Genomic DNA, 17,914 nt, shown 5'->3' on the forward strand with positions numbered 1-17,914 from the left:
ATGATTATCAGCCAGGAATTAATTATTCATTTCTCATTAAACATTCACTTAAAGTTTTATTTTTAAGTCGACAGAATCTTATTGATTGCCTGATTACCTGTAACCCAAACGTGGAATAGCTTGTCCAACGCGCCGAACATACCTGCTTTATCCGACTTGCTCGCTGGTTGCTTACGTAACCAGCGGCAAAGTCAGGAGTTGCTATACCGGCAATTCTATGGGTATGCTATGAGCGTATGCCTGCGGTATGCCCCTACTCGTGAGGGGGCGCTGGAAGTGCTCAACGATGGGTTTCTGAAAGTTTTTACCCGATTAGATCAATATGATCCGGCGCAGCCTTTTAAGGGCTGGCTACGGCGAATCATGATCAACGCAGCGGTAGATCACTATCGCCAGGAGATGAAGCATCACCATCATGAATCGGTCGAGGATGTTGGGCAAATGGCGATTTCGGAAGCATCTGACGCTTTTAGTCAGCTCGCTCACGAGGATTTAATGGCCTTGATTCAGCGGCTGTCGCCTGCGTATCGGCTGGTGTTTAACCTGTATGTTATAGACGGATACACGCACGAAGAAATTGCCAACCAGCTTGGTATTTCGGTCGGAGCGTCGAAATCAAACTTAGCCCGGGCGCGGGAAAATCTACGCGTACTATTGAAGCAGATAAACTACGACGAGTATGTCAGAGCTAACCGATGACCAATTGGATGAGCTCTTCAGAAAGTCGGCTGAAGAGTTCGAACCGAATCAGGATCCAGGGGCGTGGTCTAAAATGAGCACCCTGCTGGATTCGACCGACAAAACCAGACCAGCCGGAGCAATGCTCTGGAAGAATCTGCTACGTTGGGGATTGCCCGTTGCGCTGCTATTATTGCTGACGGGTGGAGGATGGTTCGTCTATCAAAAGGCAACTAGTGGCGAACGTAACGCTTTGTCATCGACAGTCGTCAGCCAACAGCCCGAAGGGAATACAACAGCTAAAGGGTCACATCAGCGCGAATCGTCCCGATTAGCCGATACAGAACAGTCAACTGAGCCGCAACAACAGGACGCAGGGAAGCTTGCCAGCGATGTTCAGCCATCGGTTAATCGGGAGGAATCGACCGATGAACAAACGGTGCAAACGAATTCCAGCAATCGGACAAAGTTGGCCGATGAACGAACGAATTTGCCAAAAACCTCTGATAACGTAGCCATTACACCTGCGACATCGCCCGCGTCTGCCGCTCGCCCTGCAACGAAGTCGGCTGGTCCGGCGTATAGGTCAACAAAGAGCGCCAACGTAGCAAAATCTTCGTTACGTAACGTAGCACCTTTGGCAACACGTAAAGCCATAGATCGCGTCAATCGCTCAGCGCAAACCAACGTATCAACTATCGGTACTTTTACCCAGCAGCAACGTAGTGTTTTGGCAACGCGCAGACGAGGCTACGCCCGTCGGGACGGGAACGTAGTACCTCCTGGTCTATCGGTTAATAACCAGATGGGCGCTACCCCAAACTCGACTGTGAAGCAGCTGCCTGCTGATGAACCACGTAATGCTACGTTGACTGAGTCGATGGAAACCGCTCCCGAAGCCGCTGCCCTGATGAACGTAACCGAGCTGGCCAGTAAATCACCACGCTGGCCAAAAAATCTGGCGTTTGAAGGCCGGCCTATGGAAGTAAAGCCTGATACAACAGTACGAAAGGTTGTGCCCAACGTACCGGTTCAGCGCGGGTTGAGTGTTCGGTTCGTCGTGGCTCCGGATTTGAGTTCAATCGGTTTGAAAAACTTTACACGACCGGGTACGAACGTTGGCTTATTGCTGGAATATCGGTTGGCGTCGCGTTGGAGTATTCAGGCGGGTGTGATTCAAAGCACGAAAGTGTATAAGGCGCTGCCGGGCGAATATGACTATTCGCTTTTGCCCGCAGAAATCAAAAAGTACCCAGCTAATTTCGCCGGAATAGATGGTCGATGTAATATGTTCGACATTCCGATAAACATACGGTATGATGTTTTGGTAAGACCTCGCAGCGACGGTCGCCAACCATCTCGGTGGTTCGTCAGTACAGGTGTAACCAGCTACATCATGAATAAAGAGGATTACACCTATGTTTATTACCGTCCATATGCGACAAATCCGACAACGGAGAGTGAGAGCACAGGCGGCTATGGCCTTAGCAATCTGAACTTTTCAATTGGGTACGAACGAGCCATTAGCAGACGATTATCCTGGCAGGTGGAGCCGTTCATGAAAGCTCCGATAAAGAAAGTGGGTTATTTTAAGATTGATTTATTGAGTACGGGTACGTTTTTTTCGCTTCGCTATAAGCTGTAAACCCGTGAGTGCATAAGTGAAGCAAAGTTGTTCGTTAATTCATGTAAATACACTAAATTTAATTATAACGCCATGAAAAGCAATCCAACGACCGAACAAATGAAGCGCGGAGAGTTCATCCGCAGCCTTGGCCTGAGCAGCGCAGCCCTGATGGCGTTCTATTGCATGGGTACTACGTTGACGTCCTGTTCGAAAAGCAACAGTACCGACCCAACGCCGTCTACAGGTAATCCTACCGGAACGGGTTTTACAGGCAATGCCGATGCCTCGAAAGGAGCCGTCAATTTTACGCTGGACCTGAACTCCAGTACGTATAGTAAACTGAAAACAGCGGGCCAGTACGCTATTGTGGGTGGGGTTATCGTAGCGAAAGTGAAAAGCGGGTCAGTTGTTGCGCTGTCGAAAGCCTGCACTCACGAGGGTACTGAAGTGGTATATCGGTCGACGCAAGATGATATTTACTGTGGTAATCACGGCTCAGAGTATGCAGTAACAGGCGCAGTAAAAGTGGGACCGGCTACGAAGGCATTGACCCAGTATAAAACCTCCCTCAGTACAGACGGGAACACACTGACGGTAACCGCCTAATTTTCAATAGTCAACGCGATGAAATACGTCATTTTTGCCACGCTTTTATGGCTTGGGGTGGGTTCACTACAGGCTCAGGATTCGACAGCGGTGCGCCGGGACTCGTCCCGTGCGCCCGCAGCCGAACCAAAATCATCGGATGACGATCTCCTGGCCAGCCTTTCTGATTCAACAGATAAACAGGAGTTGTTGCCGCATAAAATGCTGTTTACGCAACGAGCCTTCTGGGGCCCGAAAGGGTTGCTACGTAGCCTGAAAGTGGCACCACTTACGCCCGAAGGCCGGGCAAAGGAGCTTAAAGTAAGACGTACCATGCTCGGTATGCACCAGATTGGGGGTTTCGTTACGTTGGCGGGATTTATTGCGCAGGGTATTCTTGGCGCAAAGCTGTACAACGCTAAAGGACAGGAGTATGTTGATACAAAAAAGTGGCACGAACGCAGTGCTACGTTTATCAACATCGCTTATGGCACTACGTTGGCTTTATCGCTCACGACGCCACCGCCGGTAGTTGGCGCCCGCAAGGGATTCACGACCATCAAACTGCATAAATACCTCGCTATTGTGCACTTGACAGGAATGGTTGCAACTAATGTACTGGCACACATGATTCAGGATAATCCAGAACTTAAACCGTATCACCGGGCGGCAGCCTATACTACGTTCGGTGCCTACGCAGCTTCTATTGTTTCTTTGACTTTTTAAGCTATGAAAAACTATCTGATTTTGAGTGGCTTACTCATAGCCACCTGGGCGTTCTTTGCCTTTACAGCACCGATGGCCAAACGCAAAGTAATGGCCGACAAAACGCAATCGACCGTTACGTATGCCGCCAAACACCCGCTTCACAGTTGGGAAGGTGTCAGCAAGGAAGTGAATGGCGCTATGATGTACAACGACGAAACCAAGCAACCTGAAAGCGTAGCGGTTTCGATAAAAGTGTCGTCGTTCGACAGCGACAATAACAACCGCGATTCGCACGCTATGGAAGTGCTCGATGGTATCAAGTTTCCGAACGTAACGTTTACCAGCTCGAATATCAAAACAGCCGAAGATGGTACTATGTCGGCTCAGGGTACGTTGACGTTTCACGGTGTTCCCAAGCCTGTTACGTTGCAGGCAACGCGCAAAGAGGCCGGTGGTAAAATGACACTTACGGGGCAGTTTCCGGTTAATATGACGGATTACGGTATTGAACGGCCATCGCTTATGGGCATGAAAGTGGAAGATGGCATGGTGCTACGTTTCAATCTTGTTTTCAATCTGTAACTCCCCGCTACGTCAGCTCGGAGAATAGATTTTCATCAAACATAACGCGGCTTCGGTAGGAATCAAACGGTTCGATTTCTATTGAAGCCGCGTTACGTTATAGCCTGTTTTACAGGTTTTACTATTTTGGAAATGTGGTACGTATTCGACCTTTGTTCTGTACATCACGCTACAGGAAACAGGCGTATCTAAGAAAACGTATCAACAAAAAATTGCCAACTACGGCACTGCTGTATTAATGTTAGGTATCGGATATAATTTTTCGGATGCGCTGGGTGGCTGGTCTGTCTGGGTGAGTTCTTGTGGAAAACGAGCCAGGGAGGCAGCTTAATTATCGGCTTTACCTGCAACACTGTTAGTTTCGGCTTGAGCTGGCTGAGGCTGGTTTGAACTGACTACCAGATTGCGCTTCAACCCGCGTCGGGCGAGAAGACCGCTAATAACGATCAAAAGCGAACCTAGAAAAAACGGCGCTCCGGGAAGATAGGTAGGCGCTTTGGGGGAGGTGAAAAATGAAAACAAATTCCCCATAATAAAAGGCCCGACAATCGACGTAACGCTGGTCAGACTAGTTAGCGCACCCTGCAACTCACCCTGTTCATTACCTGGAACCTGATTGGAGATAATTCCCTGAATGGATGGGCCAGCAATGCCCCCTAGCGCGTAAATAAACATGAATGCAAACATCATCCAGCTCTGATTCGCTAGTCCAAACAAAAGGAAACCAATCGCGCTGAACATCATGCCCACATAAACCGATCGCTGCTGACCTAACTTGGGAATAAGCACCCGGCTCAAGCCACCCTGTACCAGTGCAAACGCCACGCCAATTGTAGCCAGCGAGAAGCCAACCGTTGTTTCATCCCACTTGAATTTCTCGATGGTGTAGAACGTCCAGGTGCCCTGCACGGCAAACCCGGCAATGTAAATCAGCACCAACGACGCTACCAATCCCAGAATGACGGGATATTTGCCCAGCCGCATCAACGAACCCAGCGGATTGGCCCGTTTCCAGTCGAACGGACGACGATGGTCTGGGGAAAGCGATTCGGGCAGAATCAATAAGCCATAAAGAAAGTTAACCAGCGTTAGGCCAGCCGCTACGAAAAAAGGTACCCGCGGCCCATATTGGCCCAGAAGCCCGCCGATGGCCGGGCCAAGAATGAAGCCCACACCAAAAGCCGCGCCTACCAAACCGAAATTTTGCGCTCGTTTTTCCGGTGGACTAATGTCGGCAATGTAGGCAGTGGCTGTAGTGAAACTGGCACCCGTTATCCCGGCCAGAACCCGACCAACAAACAGCCATCCGATGCTAGGCGCAAATCCCTGAAACAGATAATCAACGCCAAAACCAAGCAATGAAAACAGCAGTACCGGTCGACGGCCGTAGCGGTCGCTCAATCCACCTAAAACGGGCGCGAAGATGAACTGCATTAATGCATAAGCAGGCGTTAACAAGGCGCCCCAACTGGCTGCCTGACTGATGTTGCCATGAATCAGTTGCTCAAGCAGTTTTGGGAAAACAGGAATGATAATACCCAACCCCGTTACGTCGATGAGCAACGTAATGAAAATGAAAATCAGCGCTGGTGCAGTACGTTGTTTGGACATGAGAATGGGAGTTATAAAGTTGTAGGGTTATAAGGTTGTAGAGTTGGCTGACGCGAACGAATTAGGCGGAGCAACTTTACAACCTTATAACCCTACAACTTTATAACTTTTTTTACGCGTAAGTATTCAGCATGACGGGCATCACCAGCATCAGGATGTCTTCGTTTTCTTCCTTGTCGGCTGGGATGAGCAAACCAGCCCGGTTGGGCGCCGACATTTCCAGTGAAACCATTTTGGCAGACAGATTACTCAAAACTTCCGATAACAGCTTGGCGTTGAAGCCAATTTCCATCGCGTCGCCGTTGTATTCGCAGAGGAGTTTTTCGTTGGCTTCGTTGGAGTAATCGAGGTCTTCGGCTGAGATGGTCAGGGAGCCCGCTTTGAGCGAAAGCCGAATCTGGTGCGTTGTGCGGTTGGCGTAAATCATGATCCGCTTCAGCGAATTGAGCAGATCACTACGTCCAATCGTCATTACGTTCGGATTGTTGGTCGGAATGGCGTTCTCGTAGTCCGGGAAACGCTCGTCAATCAGTCGGCAGATGAGCTGTGTGGGGCCGAACGTAAAGGAAGCGTTCGACTGACTAAACTCGGTGCTGACCGGCACATTCTCCGGCAACGATGCTTTGAGCAATTGCAGGGCTTTTCGCGGAATAATAATCGACGTACTAGCCGCCGAACCGAGATCGGTACGTCGGTAGCGAATGAGTCGGTGCCCGTCGGTTGCCACGAACGTAGCATTGTCGCCGGTGAGTTGTAAAAGTACCCCCGTCATGGCCGGGCGAAGGTCGTCGGTGCTGGTCGCAAAAACTGTATTGTTGATGGCGCCGAGCAATACGTCCGACGTCATATCGACCGACATGTTCTTATTTACCGTCGGAAGTTTGGGGAAATCAATTGGATTTTCGCCAGAAAGCTTGTAGCGACCATTGTCGGTCAGGATTTCCGTACCGAACGTATTAGTATCAATATTGATCGTGACAGGCTGCTCGGGTAAGCTGCGTAACGTATCAAGCAAAAGCTTAGCAGGAATGGCAATAGACCCGTTTTCGCTCGATTCAACCGGCATCTGCGTGGTCATGGTTGTTTGCAGATCCGAAGCCGTTACGATCAGATTTCCATCTTCGATACGAAATAGGAAATTTTCAAGAATCGGCACAATCGGGTTGGTAGCCACGACGCCGTTGATATGCTGAAGGTTTTTGAGAAGAACAGATGAGGAAACAATAAATTTCATTAGCCAGTTGGTTAAGTCGGTTATCACTTGGATATAAGAACAAAAGTAGCAAAAAAAGCCGACAGCCGGTCCAAGTTTTTCGAGAACCTTTCGACTGTAAATGGTGGTTCTAAAGAGTGAAAGAGCGAATGAGTGAAAGAGCGCATTTCCAGCGCCCTCGCTCTTTCATTCATTCGCTCTTTCACTCTTTAAACTATGGAAATTGTCAATCGTGTAGCCAATAGTGGCCTGATTACGCTCGATTTGGAAGATCTTTATCATCCGGGCGAGCGCGTCGTGTATGATCTGAAAGATAACCTTTATATGGGGTTGATTCTGAAAGAAAAAGATTTTCGGGCTTTTCTGAAAGAGCATGACTGGAGCCAATATGCCGGTAAGAACGTAGCAATTACCTGCACCGAAGATGCCATTGTACCAACTTGGGCCTACATGCTGCTTACCCTGCAATTGCAGCCTTTCGCCAACAGCATTGTGTTTGGTACGTTGACTGACCTGGAGGAGAAACTTTATTTTGATGCCATTGCCCAAATCAACCCTGATGATTACCGCGACGCCCGCGTAGTAGTGAAAGGATGCTCAAAAGTACCCGTTCCCACGGCTGCTTACGTCGAGGTGACCCGCGTGCTACGTCCGGTAGTGCAAAGCCTGCTATTTGGCGAACCCTGCAGCACCGTCCCCCTCTACAAGCGCCCGAAAGCGTAGTACAGGCCCCGGCTGTCGGTTGCGACTATAGATTTATATTGATCATTATCAGGCCCCGACAGTCAGCATCTGTCGGGGCCTGATGGCTTTATAGGGTTTCTTTAAGATTTCATTTTTATCCATTACAGGCTGGTATACTAATTGCATAGGATTTAGGCTGATGCAGTCTATTTTTAGTGCATTGCTGTCGCTTTGGTAACAATAGTGTACCATAGTGGCTATTTATGCTTTTTTATAGTCTCGTATTTTAATAAGTAGTATATTAGATTTCTTGCGTTTTGAATCAATCCGCTGATTGACAATTTGTTGTGTGTTTAATCAGCCCACTTATAGCGAAATGAATTTGATATAATTTTTACTGTATAATGAAACTTCAAATAGTAATTCTATTGCTTTCATTATCTACCCTTGTCAGTGCTCAAGAAAACCTGATTAAAAACCCTAGTTGTGATTTGCCTTTGGTAAATGGTAAGATACCGTCTTGGGTTGAAATGGCTGGTAGTGAATGGACGAAGCGTACAACCAATCCTGCTCCACAAAAGGGAGATGGGTATTTTTCTGCGGTCAATACTGCCGACGCCGAATTAAGCCAAACCATTGCCCTGGATGATTATACCTGTTCCATTGATTTAGGGAATCAACGCTTTTTCTTTCTGGGGTCGGTCAGCTCTACTTCTAAAAATCCGCCTGATCAGACTACTATTGTTCTTGATGCGCTCGATGGCAGTGATGTAGTACTGGACTCTTATACACTTGGCCCGTCAAACTACGGTACGTGGACTCTCGTTACTACGTCCTTTATTGTAAAGCCTAAAACCCGGAAAATTAGAATACGACTACGAAGCCAGCGCCGAAGCGGTACTACGACTGAAGCTTATTTCGATGATCTGGCACTGGCGGCAACGCCCGAGGGAAAGAATTTTACGATCGCGTCGACAACCGCGCTTCCGGCCAGTTGTGGGCGTTCGGATGGCGTATTAACGGTGAGCATAACGCCAAATCTGCCGATTTCGTCCCGACAATATTCTGTCGACGGGCAGACATTTCAGGCGAGCCCGACCTTTATCAATCTCGCCAGTAAAAATTATACGGTTACAGTGAAAGATGGCGGCTGTGTGCAAAGTCAGTCGGCTACCGTAGGTGTTAGAAATCCGCCGAAGATTGATAGGGTCAACTCCGCCAGTGCTACTTGTGGGCGTGCCGATGGAGCCATTTCATTAACCTTAGCCAGTGGAAGCGGAGCCAGTCAATATGCCTTAAATAGTCAACCATTTCAGATTACGCCCGTTTTCTTTAATCTGGTAGGCGGAAAGTATAAAGTGACCGTTAAGGATGGGGATTGTAGTGTATCGGACTCGATAACCGTTGGCAACAAAGGTTTACCACGTATTGATGATGTAAAGATTACGGATGCCAGTTGCAACCAGCCCGACGGAACCGTAACATTGGTTGTATCGGGTGGGAGCGGGGCAGGTCAGTATTCGCTGAATGGGCAAACGTATCAGTCGACGCCTGTCTTTAAGAATCTGGCCAGTGGCGATTACAAAGCAACAGTCAAAGATGGGGCCTGTCTTGTGGATAGGGCGGTGAAAGTGAATCGTAAACCAATAGTGCTCAACCCGTTTCAGGTCAAGGATGCTACGTGTAACCAAGCCAACGGAATTATTACCGCCACTGTGCAGGGCGGTAGTGGAACCAAGTCTTATTCACTGGATGGGAAACCCTCGCAAAGTAGTCCTATCTTTCAGAATCTGGCCGGTGGAACTTATACAGTTACGGTGACCGACGGCGGATGCACAACTAGTCAGACGGTTACCGTAGGCGCTAATTCTGCCCCAAAAATCGACGGTATGCAAACCAGCGAATCCACCTGCGGACAACAGGATGGTACGTTAACGTTGACTGTATCGGGGGGCAGCGGCAACAAGCAGTATTCACTCAATGGGCAATCCTTTCAGTCGGGCACTACGTTCCAGAATCTGGCCGTTGGAAGCTATACCGTGACGGTTAAAGACGCTGCTAACTGTATAGTAAAACGAGAAGTGAGTATTGACGCATCCGGCGATTGCTACGTATATGTACCCGATGCCTTCACCCCGAATCGTGATGGAGTAAACGATTATTTTCAACTGGTATCAGGTTATAAAATCAATTATACCATTCGGAAATTAGCTATTTATAACCGTTGGGGAGAAGTGATGTTTGCGAGGGAAAATTTCTCGATACTTGAGAAAGATGGCTGGTGGGATGGTACGTCTCAAGGGGCCGCGGTTGACGCGGGGGCTTATACGTATTACTTCGAATACGTTGATGTTAAAAACGTAGCCATTGCCCGACGTGGTGTTGTTACGGTGCTACGTTGATTTTTGTCATTCTAACGAAGAATCTTGAAACGTCCTGACGTAGTGAGTGAGGACGCTTCAGGATTCTTCGTTAGAATAACTGATAATGCGCTACAGAAACAGTTTAATTAGGCATATCACCGATAAGCTGCTTCGCTCCAGCGAAGCTCGTTTTTCAACTGACGCAGGTTCGTATTGCGGTCAATAACCACGAGCTCTACACCGAAAATATCAGCAAAATCTTCGATATCGTCAGTGGTCAGATTTTGGCTGTATACTGTGTGGTGAGCACCGCCAGCCAGAATCCAGGCCGCGCAACCCGTTTGCATATCGGGGAGGGGTTTCCAGATGGCGCGGGCAACAGGCAGTTTGGGGAGCGCTTCGGGCACGTCAACCGCTTCCACTTCATTGACCAGCAGCCGAAACCGATTGCCCATATCAATCAATGATACGTTGATCGCCGGACCCGCCGGAGCGTTGAACACCAGACGTACCGGATCGGCCTTACCGCCGATACCCAGTGGATGAATTTCACAGGTTGGTTTTGCGGCCGCTATTGACGGACAAATTTCGAGCATGTGCGAACCGAGCACCAGCGGATTTCCGGGGTTGAAATGATACGTATAATCTTCCATGAACGAGTTGCCGCCCGGAAGTCCAGCCGCCATCACTTTCAGCGTACGTACCATGGCCGATGTTTTCCAGTCGCCTTCACCACCGAAGCCGTAACCCTCGGCCATGAGTCGTTGGGAAGCAATGCCCGGCAGTTGGGTCATGCCGTGCAGGTCTTCGAACGTATCGGTATAGGCCGAAAAATTACCATCCTTCAAAAACGCCCGCAAACCGATTTCAATCTTGGCTGCGTCACGTAGCGAACCGTGCTGAGCACCGCCTTTGCGTAGCGAATCCATCAGCGAGTAAGTATCTGCGTATTCAGTTACTAATTGGTCAATTTCGGCATCAGTAACCTGATTGATTACCGCCACCAGATCGCCGATGCCGTGCGTATTTACCGACATGCCGAACGTCATTTCGGCGGCTACTTTATCGCCATCCGTAACGGCTACCTGCCGCATGTTATCGCCAAATCGTACCACTTTCATAGTTTTCAGCTCATAGGCGGCCACTGCTACGCGCGTCCAGCCAGCAATTTTGGCGATTACGTCAGGCTCCTGCCAGTAGCCAACAACTACCTTCCGGTTCAGGCGCATCCGCGACATGATGAAGCCAAATTCCCGGTCGCCGTGGGCCGACTGGTTGAGGTTCATAAAATCCATGTCGATGTCATTCCACGGAATGTCGCGGTTGAACTGCGTGTGGAGGTGGAGCATCGGTTTTTTCAGGACACTTAATCCCCGAATCCACATTTTAGCGGGCGAAAACGTGTGCATCCACGTAATGATGCCCACGCAATTGCGCGCTACGTTCGCTTCCTGACAGATGGTGTAAATTTCGTCCGGCGTTTTAACGACCGGCTTGAAAACAACCCGAACCGGAATGGCTGACGACGTATCAAACGAATCGGCAATGATTTGTGAATGAGCATCGACCTGCTTCAGCGTTTCCTCGCCGTAGAGGTGCTGACTGCCCGTTATGAACCAAATTTCGTACTGCTTTAAATCAATCATGTTGTTTATGTTTTCGTCATGCTGAGAAACGAGGCATAACAGAACTACTTTCCTTCGACAAATTTTCCCAGTTTCAAATACTTCTGATATAGCTTTTCATACGTAGCAACTGTTTCAGGGCGAGGCTGGTATTCGGCGTCGAAGCCTGAACCCATAGCCTGCTGAGCCGCTTCCATAGTCGGGTGCACGCCAGCCGCAACAGCCGCACACATAGCCGCCCCCAGCGCGCAGGCCTGATCGGCGCGGGCTACCTGAATCGGTTTGTTCAGTACGTCGGCGAGGGTTTGCATCACAAATGGCGACTTTTTTGCGACACCACCGATGGCAATCACTTTCTTGATCGGGACACCTTCTTCCCCAAAGCGATCCACAATGCTGCGGGAGCCAAAAGCGGTGGCTTCAACCAGCGCTTTGAAAACCGTAGCCGCGTCCGTACCGAGACTCAAGCCTGCCAGAGCTGCTTTCAACGTGTGATTTGCGTCAGGCGTCCGGCGGCCATTAATCCAGTCGAGGGCAATAACATCGTTTTCGGTGACGGGTAACGTAGCGGCCTGCTTCGATAGATGCGGAATTAGCTGACTTTCTAACGTAGCGGCCGCTTCATCGCCCAGCAACTCACGTACTGGACCGGTTATCAATCGGGCAAACCAGGCGTACAGATCGCCAAAAGCAGATTGTCCCGCTTCCAGACCGAGCATTCCCGGCGCCACTGAACCATCAACCTGACCACAGATACCCCGAATCAATTGATGCCCGATTTCTTCGTTTGGCGCCATCAGGATATCGCAGGTCGACGTACCGATGATACGTACAAACGCATACGGCTCAATTTCAGCACCAACGGCACCCATGTGTGCATCGAAAGCACCAACGCCAATCACTACGTTGGTTGATAGCCCTAATTTCTCAGCCCACTCCGCCGAAAGATTTCCCATCGACTGGTCGGCGGTGAACGTATCAGTGAAGAGACGATTGCGGAGGCCACCGAGCAATGGGTCGAGCCGGGTTAGGAATTCGTCGGAAGGAAGGCCATCGAATTCGCTGTGCCAGAGCGCTTTGTGCCCAGCCGCGCAACGTGAGCGACGTAGCGTCAGCGGGTTTGTGTTGCCGGTCAGTACAGCCGAAATCCAGTCGCAATGCTCGATCCAGGAAAAGGCGTGTTGCCGAATCGTTTCATCCACACGTAGCGTCCGAAGGATTTTCGCCCAGAACCACTCCGACGAATAAATTCCGCCAACGTATTTGGTGTAATCAATATCCCAGTGATGCGCCAACGTATTGATTTCCTCCGCTTCAGCGTTGGACGTGTGGTCTTTCCAGAGAATAAACATACCGTTTGGATTCTCCGCGAAATCAGGACGTAGCGCCAGCGGCAAACCCGTTTCGTCGACCGCGCAGGGCGTAGAACCGGTAGTGTCGACTGAAATACCAACAACCTGCTGCCGAACGTCCGCTGGAGCCTGCGCCAACGCTCCGTTGATGGCCGCTTCCAGCCCTTCCAGATAATCGAGCGGGTGTTGGCGAAACTGTGAGGTTGCCGGATTGCAATAAAGTCCTCTTTTCCAGCGGGCGTACTCGTGCACGTGCGTGCCAGCGGCCTCTCCCGTCTGAGCATTCACAACCAGCGCCCGAACCGAATCGGTACCAAAATCGACGCCGATAACGTATTGATTAGTCATGGGTATTGGGTATTCAACGTATCGTGTTTGTGTGACACAATATTAAGCCATACTTGTGCTTTTTCAATGAGAAACGTAATTATTTTTTGATAGAGGGGCCTGTTACGTTAGCGTGAGTTCTGGAAAAAAGCTGACGTATTCGGTAAGGTACTGCTGGTATTTTTCGGAATTGAGCCGGTATAGCTTCCCTTTCTTAGTTGCGGAATTGGTGTCCTTTTCGCCGGTATCAATCAGTAAATCGGTCGACATGATTTTGCGGCTGAAGTTCCGGCGGTCGAGTTGGGTGTTGTAAATGGCTTCGTATAACTTCTGCAACTGCGGAATGGTAAATCGCTCGGGCATTAGCCCCAAACCGATGGCGTGCAGGGCCGCTTTATACCGGAGCTGACGTAGTGCCTGCTCAACCATTAGGTCGTGGTCGAAAATGAGCCGGGGTTTTTTAGCCAGACTAATCCAATACGCATTGTGCGCTTTCAGGGCGTTGGTATCCTGTTGCTGGCTGTTCACCAGCGCATAATACACCACTGACACGGTACGTTCGACGGGATCGCGGTTGACGGAGCCAAACGTTTGCAGTTGTTCGAGATAGTGATTTTTCAAGCCCGTCAACTCAAACAGGATTCGTTGAGCAGCATGTTCCAGGTCTTCATGCTCTTTCAGAAAACCACCCATCAGCGACCAGTTTCCTTTTTCTGGATCAAAGTTTCGCTTGATCAGCAAGACATTCAGCTCGTTGCCATCGAAACCGAAAATAATGCAGTCGAGCGCCACTAAAATTCGGTTCGAATGGGAATAGTGTGTCATGAGCAGTCAGTAAAAAGGTGCTTTATTAAGCCTGATTGAGTAAAGAAATGATTATTTGTCGCTAAATAATGCAAATTTTTTTTGATTAAGCCGCGTATCGAATAAAATTGCAGCCAACATGGAAAACCATACTGTAAACGAGTTGCCCAGATGACAACCACCGAAATTGAGGTTCTCTTTGAGCGATTCAAGGACGTAAAAATTGGCGTTATCGGCGACTTTGCCGTAGACCTTTATTACAGCTTACAAACCCAGACGGGCGAGCAATCGCTGGAAACAAAAAAAGACGTTTTCTGGGGAAGCCAGCCGCGGGCGTCGCTGGGTGCGGCCGGTAATGTTGTTCAAAATCTGACTGCCTTAGGTGTCCATAGAGTGCATGCCATCGGTTGCGTGGGTGATGACCTGTATGGACGTGAAATGCAGCATTTATTTCAGACGCTGAACGTCAACACCCAGCATTTGCTGAAGGCTTCTGAAAACTGGGATACCTGCGTATATACCAAACCGAACGATGACGGTCAGGAAGCCAATCGGATTGATTTCGGTACGGCCAATTCACTCTCCGATGCGTTTTTCGACCAATTGCTGGCAGGTTTAGAATCATTGCTGGTACATCTGGACGTACTGATTATCAATCAGCAATTTGCCAAACCGCTTCTTACAAAGGAACGCGTATTTTCAATCAACGACTTGATTCAACGCTTTCCAAGCGTGCAATTTGTGGCTGACATGCGTGATGTCGGTACGTATGTACACGGTGCTACGTTGAAAGTCAATACGAATGAACTGGCTCGTTTTCTGGACGTAGCAGCGCCGGAACATCCCGACCTAAACTGGTGCGTTGAACACGGTACTACGTTGCGCGAGCAATTGGGCGGGGCACTGCTGATCACCCGTGGTCCTGCCGGAATTCTATATCTGGACCAAAACGGCCCGCAATACGTTGAAGGCCTACATTTATCGGGCGAACTGGATACCGTCGGCGCGGGCGATACGGTAGTCGCTGCCTGGTCGGCCTGCCGGGGAGCGGGTGCTACGTTGGCTCAGGCGCTGGAAATGGCAAATCTGGCAGCCGCTATTACAGTTCAGAAACTCCGCCAAACGGGTACGGCTACGTTGCCCGAAATCCTTGCCCTTCATAAACAATTCTCTACGAATGACTAAGCAAAATCTGCAGTACTGCCGTCAGGAATTATATCATCACCTGACAAACGAATTATTGCCTTTCTGGATGAATCGCGCTGTCGACCGCGAGAATGGCGGATTTATCACGCATTTTGATAAAGATGGTAACGATTCGGGTGAGGACGAGAAATCGCTCATTGCACAAACGCGGTCTATTTACACGTATTCGTCGGCGCATCGGGCGGGGTATGGCGATGGGAAACTGGGCGAAATGGCTCGTCATGGCGTCGATTACCTCATTGAGCGGATGTGGGACGAAGAACACGGCGGTTTTTACTGGATGACCAATCGGAAAGGGGAGGTAATCAATGATCAGAAGATCGTCTACGGGCAAAGTTTTGCCATTTATTGTCTGAGCGAATACACGCTCTCTACGGGCGACACGCGGGGTATCGACTATGCGCAACGAGTCTTCGATTTATTGCAGAAACACGCGGTCGATACGTGTTACGGTGGTTATTTCGAGATGTTCTTCCGCGACTGGACGCTTAAAGGGGCGGGGGCAGGTGGTGGCGATCGGAAAACGCTCGACGCGCATATGCACCTGATGGAAGCGTTCACTACGTTGTACGAATGTTCGCAGAACCCCCTGCATCGACGGAAACTGCTGGAAGTCATTACGTTGCTGACGGAGAAAATTATGCATCCGATACATGGTACCGGAATTCCGCAGTTCTGGGCCGACTGGCGCGTGGCCCCGCAGATCAAATTCGACGTAATTTGGGGTTGGGATCGATTTACGGAAGATGGCGTAAAACGGGAGGCTGAGGACAATACCAGTTATGGTCATAATGCTGAGTTTGCCTGGTTGCTGCTGCACGCGCTGGACGTACTGGGCATCCCGCACAGCGAATACCAGGAGCAGTTACTAAAATCCATATCACACGCGGTTGATTTTGGCATCGACTGGGAGTTTGGTGGGGTTTTTGTGGAAGGTTCTCATGCGGGTGTAGTCTATGATCGGGAAAAGGAATTCTGGCAACAAGCCGAAGTGGTCATTGGGTTACTGGATGCATATCGGATTTTTGGTGACGAAAAATACTGGAATGCTTATGAAAACGTCCATCGGTTTTTGATGGACAAAATGATTAATCATCCGGTTGGCGAGTGGTGGCCACTGATGACTCGACAGGGAGTACCCATCTGGACACACATGAGTCATTCCTGGAAAATCAATTACCACACAGTACGCTCTGTAATTCAGTCGATACGTCGTCTGGATATGCTATTGTCGGAGTAGAGGCAATATTTTGGTTTTGTAGGTTAATAAATTGGACATTAATACGTTAATGACTTTAATTAAGTGCTTTGTGAAAAATTAATCAATCTTGTAGACACTTTCTGGAGATTTATTAATTTTGTTACTGTTAGATTTTTCAAATTAAGTTCTTGTAGTGCCCTAGGACGGTTTTATCAGACACGTAACTGATAGTTTAGGCAATAGCCAGGTTTACTTTAGTATATAGTTAGGTTTATAGTCATTCATAAAGAACGTATCGATGTATGAATAGTGAATACATCCGCACTAAAAATGTAACAGCCTCCGAAAAGAGTGCGATAAACTCCCGAAAAGCCTCAATAATCGCCATTCTAATTGGTGTTTTGTTGTGCGTTATAATGATTGAATTAATAGCGCAGGCTTTTTATTTTGTCGTTGTAAAAAGGCAGCTGGACTCCGTAAAAAATTCAGCTTTTTTTTACCTTCAAAAATCAAGTAATGATGAGCTGGGGTACGAACTTAAGTCCAGAGTAAATCTTATCAATGACGGACGATTATTGCTCATTAATAAGTTGGGCGTTCGTGAAAAATCAGACACGACACAAAAACAAAAACGGCGTATCGGTTTGCTGGGCGATTCCGTTGTTTTTGGTATCAACCAGAGTCAGGACAGTACGTTAAGTGAATTGACAGAAGATGTCCGGGGCGGTACTATTCAAGTGATTAACCTGGGTGTACCGGGTTATGCTACGCCACAAATGGTTCCCCAGCTAAAAAAATATGACCCAACGTATCAATTCGATGAAGTTGTTTATTTGCTGAATCTCAATGATTTTACGCTGAGAAACTCGATCTACGAAGGAGCAGATAATGGCGTTTATCGCTATTTTAACCCCCCTGCTTTCAAAGCCGTGTGGTTCTTGCGAAAATTGATTTATCGCATCAAGAAAAAAGGCGAAGTGATGTATAACTCTGACTATTATCACTGGTCATTCAATGGCACAAAAGATAAAATTTTTGAAAGTTTGCATAGGTTAAAAGAGCAAACAAAAGTGCCATTCAGTGTCATAATTTTGCCAGCTGGTATAGGTTATAAAAACAATACGTATGAGCTGGCTGATATGACAATTGAAATTGAACAGTTTCTCAAAAAAGAAAATATTCGTTACGCCAGTCCTGTAAATGAATATAGTAAAAATACGACGGCGCTATTAGACGAAACGGACCATTTAACCATTAAAGGAAATAAAGTAATGGCTCAAATAATTTCGAATTTGCTCACGAAATAGTGACTATTTAAACTTACTTTACACGTCCACATGTGAGCATC

Annotated in this window: 15 protein-coding genes; 10 read left to right on the forward strand and 5 right to left on the reverse strand. The window is 48.6% G+C overall.

Features of this window, described 5'->3' with window-relative positions; translation table 11 throughout:
* Positions 1 to 120: 120 nt before the first annotated feature.
* The 5 genes from ACYVF1_RS02945 (at position 121) to ACYVF1_RS02965 (ending at position 4,180) form a co-directional block, all read left to right on the forward strand.
* On the forward strand, positions 121 to 699 hold the full coding sequence (locus ACYVF1_RS02945) for an RNA polymerase sigma factor (RefSeq protein ID WP_461075448.1): 579 nt from the start codon (positions 121 to 123) through the stop codon (positions 697 to 699).
* The gene (locus ACYVF1_RS02950; protein ID WP_461075450.1) at positions 680 to 2,323 is read left to right on the forward strand and encodes a porin family protein; all 1,644 of its coding nucleotides are present in this window, start codon (positions 680 to 682) and stop codon (positions 2,321 to 2,323) included. Before ACYVF1_RS02945 ends, ACYVF1_RS02950 begins: the two co-directional genes overlap by 20 nt.
* Before the next feature lie 72 nt (positions 2,324 to 2,395).
* The gene (locus ACYVF1_RS02955) at positions 2,396 to 2,911 is read left to right on the forward strand and encodes a QcrA and Rieske domain-containing protein (protein WP_461075452.1); all 516 of its coding nucleotides are present in this window, start codon (positions 2,396 to 2,398) and stop codon (positions 2,909 to 2,911) included.
* Positions 2,912 to 2,929: 18 nt separating this feature from the next.
* On the forward strand, positions 2,930 to 3,616 hold the full coding sequence (locus tag ACYVF1_RS02960) for a hypothetical protein (protein WP_461075454.1): 687 nt from the start codon (positions 2,930 to 2,932) through the stop codon (positions 3,614 to 3,616).
* A 3-nt stretch (positions 3,617 to 3,619) separates the two neighbouring features.
* Complete coding sequence (locus ACYVF1_RS02965) at positions 3,620 to 4,180, forward strand: YceI family protein (protein ID WP_461075456.1); 561 nt, start codon at positions 3,620 to 3,622, stop codon at positions 4,178 to 4,180.
* Positions 4,181 to 4,507: 327 nt separating this feature from the next.
* On the opposite strand, the gene ACYVF1_RS02970 is transcribed toward ACYVF1_RS02965, so the two are convergent.
* On the reverse strand, positions 4,508 to 5,791 hold the full coding sequence (locus tag ACYVF1_RS02970; RefSeq protein WP_461075458.1) for a TCR/Tet family MFS transporter: 1,284 nt from the start codon (positions 5,789 to 5,791) through the stop codon (positions 4,508 to 4,510).
* 112 nt (positions 5,792 to 5,903) lie between these two features.
* Positions 5,904 to 7,025, reverse strand: a complete 1,122-nt coding sequence (gene dnaN, locus ACYVF1_RS02975) for a DNA polymerase III subunit beta (protein WP_461075460.1) — start codon at positions 7,023 to 7,025, stop codon at positions 5,904 to 5,906.
* Between the two features lie 195 nt (positions 7,026 to 7,220).
* On the opposite strand from dnaN, the gene ACYVF1_RS02980 reads away from it, so the two are divergent.
* Both ACYVF1_RS02980 and ACYVF1_RS02985 read left to right on the forward strand, forming a co-directional pair.
* Positions 7,221 to 7,727 (forward strand): DUF2480 family protein, encoded by a 507-nt coding sequence (locus ACYVF1_RS02980; protein ID WP_461075462.1) that lies wholly within the window; start codon positions 7,221 to 7,223, stop codon positions 7,725 to 7,727.
* Positions 7,728 to 8,092: 365 nt separating this feature from the next.
* Positions 8,093 to 10,090 carry a T9SS type B sorting domain-containing protein gene (locus ACYVF1_RS02985; protein WP_461075464.1) on the forward strand — a complete coding sequence of 666 codons (1,998 nt, stop codon included), beginning with the start codon at positions 8,093 to 8,095 and terminating at the stop codon, positions 10,088 to 10,090.
* Between the two features lie 116 nt (positions 10,091 to 10,206).
* Here the strand turns inward: ACYVF1_RS02985 and araA are convergent, their stop codons facing one another.
* The 3 genes from araA to ACYVF1_RS03000 form a co-directional block, all read right to left on the reverse strand.
* Positions 10,207 to 11,697, reverse strand: coding sequence for an L-arabinose isomerase (araA, locus tag ACYVF1_RS02990; RefSeq protein ID WP_461075466.1), 1,491 nt, complete (start codon positions 11,695 to 11,697; stop codon positions 10,207 to 10,209).
* 44 nt (positions 11,698 to 11,741) lie between these two features.
* Positions 11,742 to 13,376, reverse strand: a complete 1,635-nt coding sequence (locus ACYVF1_RS02995; RefSeq protein WP_461075468.1) for a ribulokinase — start codon at positions 13,374 to 13,376, stop codon at positions 11,742 to 11,744.
* A gap of 102 nt (positions 13,377 to 13,478) precedes the next feature.
* Entirely contained in the window at positions 13,479 to 14,180 is a 702-nt protein-coding gene (locus tag ACYVF1_RS03000; RefSeq protein ID WP_461075470.1) for an NUDIX hydrolase, read from the reverse strand.
* 150 nt (positions 14,181 to 14,330) lie between these two features.
* On the opposite strand from ACYVF1_RS03000, the gene ACYVF1_RS03005 reads away from it, so the two are divergent.
* The 3 genes from ACYVF1_RS03005 (at position 14,331) to ACYVF1_RS03015 (ending at position 17,873) form a co-directional block, all read left to right on the forward strand.
* Entirely contained in the window at positions 14,331 to 15,344 is a 1,014-nt protein-coding gene (locus tag ACYVF1_RS03005; RefSeq protein WP_461075472.1) for a bifunctional heptose 7-phosphate kinase/heptose 1-phosphate adenyltransferase, read from the forward strand.
* Positions 15,337 to 16,605: an AGE family epimerase/isomerase gene (locus ACYVF1_RS03010; protein WP_461075474.1), complete on the forward strand. Its 1,269-nt coding sequence runs from the start codon at positions 15,337 to 15,339 to the stop codon at positions 16,603 to 16,605. Before ACYVF1_RS03005 ends, ACYVF1_RS03010 begins: the two co-directional genes overlap by 8 nt.
* A 263-nt stretch (positions 16,606 to 16,868) precedes the next feature.
* Positions 16,869 to 17,873 carry an SGNH/GDSL hydrolase family protein gene (locus tag ACYVF1_RS03015; RefSeq protein WP_461075476.1) on the forward strand — a complete coding sequence of 335 codons (1,005 nt, stop codon included), beginning with the start codon at positions 16,869 to 16,871 and terminating at the stop codon, positions 17,871 to 17,873.
* Positions 17,874 to 17,914 lie beyond the last annotated feature (41 nt).

The organism is Spirosoma flavus, from assembly GCF_054778555.1.

Coding starts and splice junctions, on each gene's coding strand:
- ACYVF1_RS02985 (WP_461075464.1), top strand. CDS start 8,093: ATGAAACTTCAAATAGTAATTCTATTGCTTTCATTATCTACCCTTGTC.
- ACYVF1_RS02960 (WP_461075454.1), top strand. CDS start 2,930: ATGAAATACGTCATTTTTGCCACGCTTTTATGGCTTGGGGTGGGTTCA.
- ACYVF1_RS03010 (WP_461075474.1), top strand. CDS start 15,337: ATGACTAAGCAAAATCTGCAGTACTGCCGTCAGGAATTATATCATCAC.
- ACYVF1_RS03000 (WP_461075470.1), bottom strand. CDS start 14,180: ATGACACACTATTCCCATTCGAACCGAATTTTAGTGGCGCTCGACTGC.
- dnaN (WP_461075460.1), bottom strand. CDS start 7,025: ATGAAATTTATTGTTTCCTCATCTGTTCTTCTCAAAAACCTTCAGCAT.
- ACYVF1_RS02995 (WP_461075468.1), bottom strand. CDS start 13,376: ATGACTAATCAATACGTTATCGGCGTCGATTTTGGTACCGATTCGGTT.
- ACYVF1_RS03005 (WP_461075472.1), top strand. CDS start 14,331: ATGACAACCACCGAAATTGAGGTTCTCTTTGAGCGATTCAAGGACGTA.
- ACYVF1_RS03015 (WP_461075476.1), top strand. CDS start 16,869: ATGAATAGTGAATACATCCGCACTAAAAATGTAACAGCCTCCGAAAAG.
- ACYVF1_RS02955 (WP_461075452.1), top strand. CDS start 2,396: ATGAAAAGCAATCCAACGACCGAACAAATGAAGCGCGGAGAGTTCATC.
- ACYVF1_RS02950 (WP_461075450.1), top strand. CDS start 680: ATGTCAGAGCTAACCGATGACCAATTGGATGAGCTCTTCAGAAAGTCG.
- araA (WP_461075466.1), bottom strand. CDS start 11,697: ATGATTGATTTAAAGCAGTACGAAATTTGGTTCATAACGGGCAGTCAG.
- ACYVF1_RS02980 (WP_461075462.1), top strand. CDS start 7,221: ATGGAAATTGTCAATCGTGTAGCCAATAGTGGCCTGATTACGCTCGAT.
- ACYVF1_RS02970 (WP_461075458.1), bottom strand. CDS start 5,791: ATGTCCAAACAACGTACTGCACCAGCGCTGATTTTCATTTTCATTACG.
- ACYVF1_RS02965 (WP_461075456.1), top strand. CDS start 3,620: ATGAAAAACTATCTGATTTTGAGTGGCTTACTCATAGCCACCTGGGCG.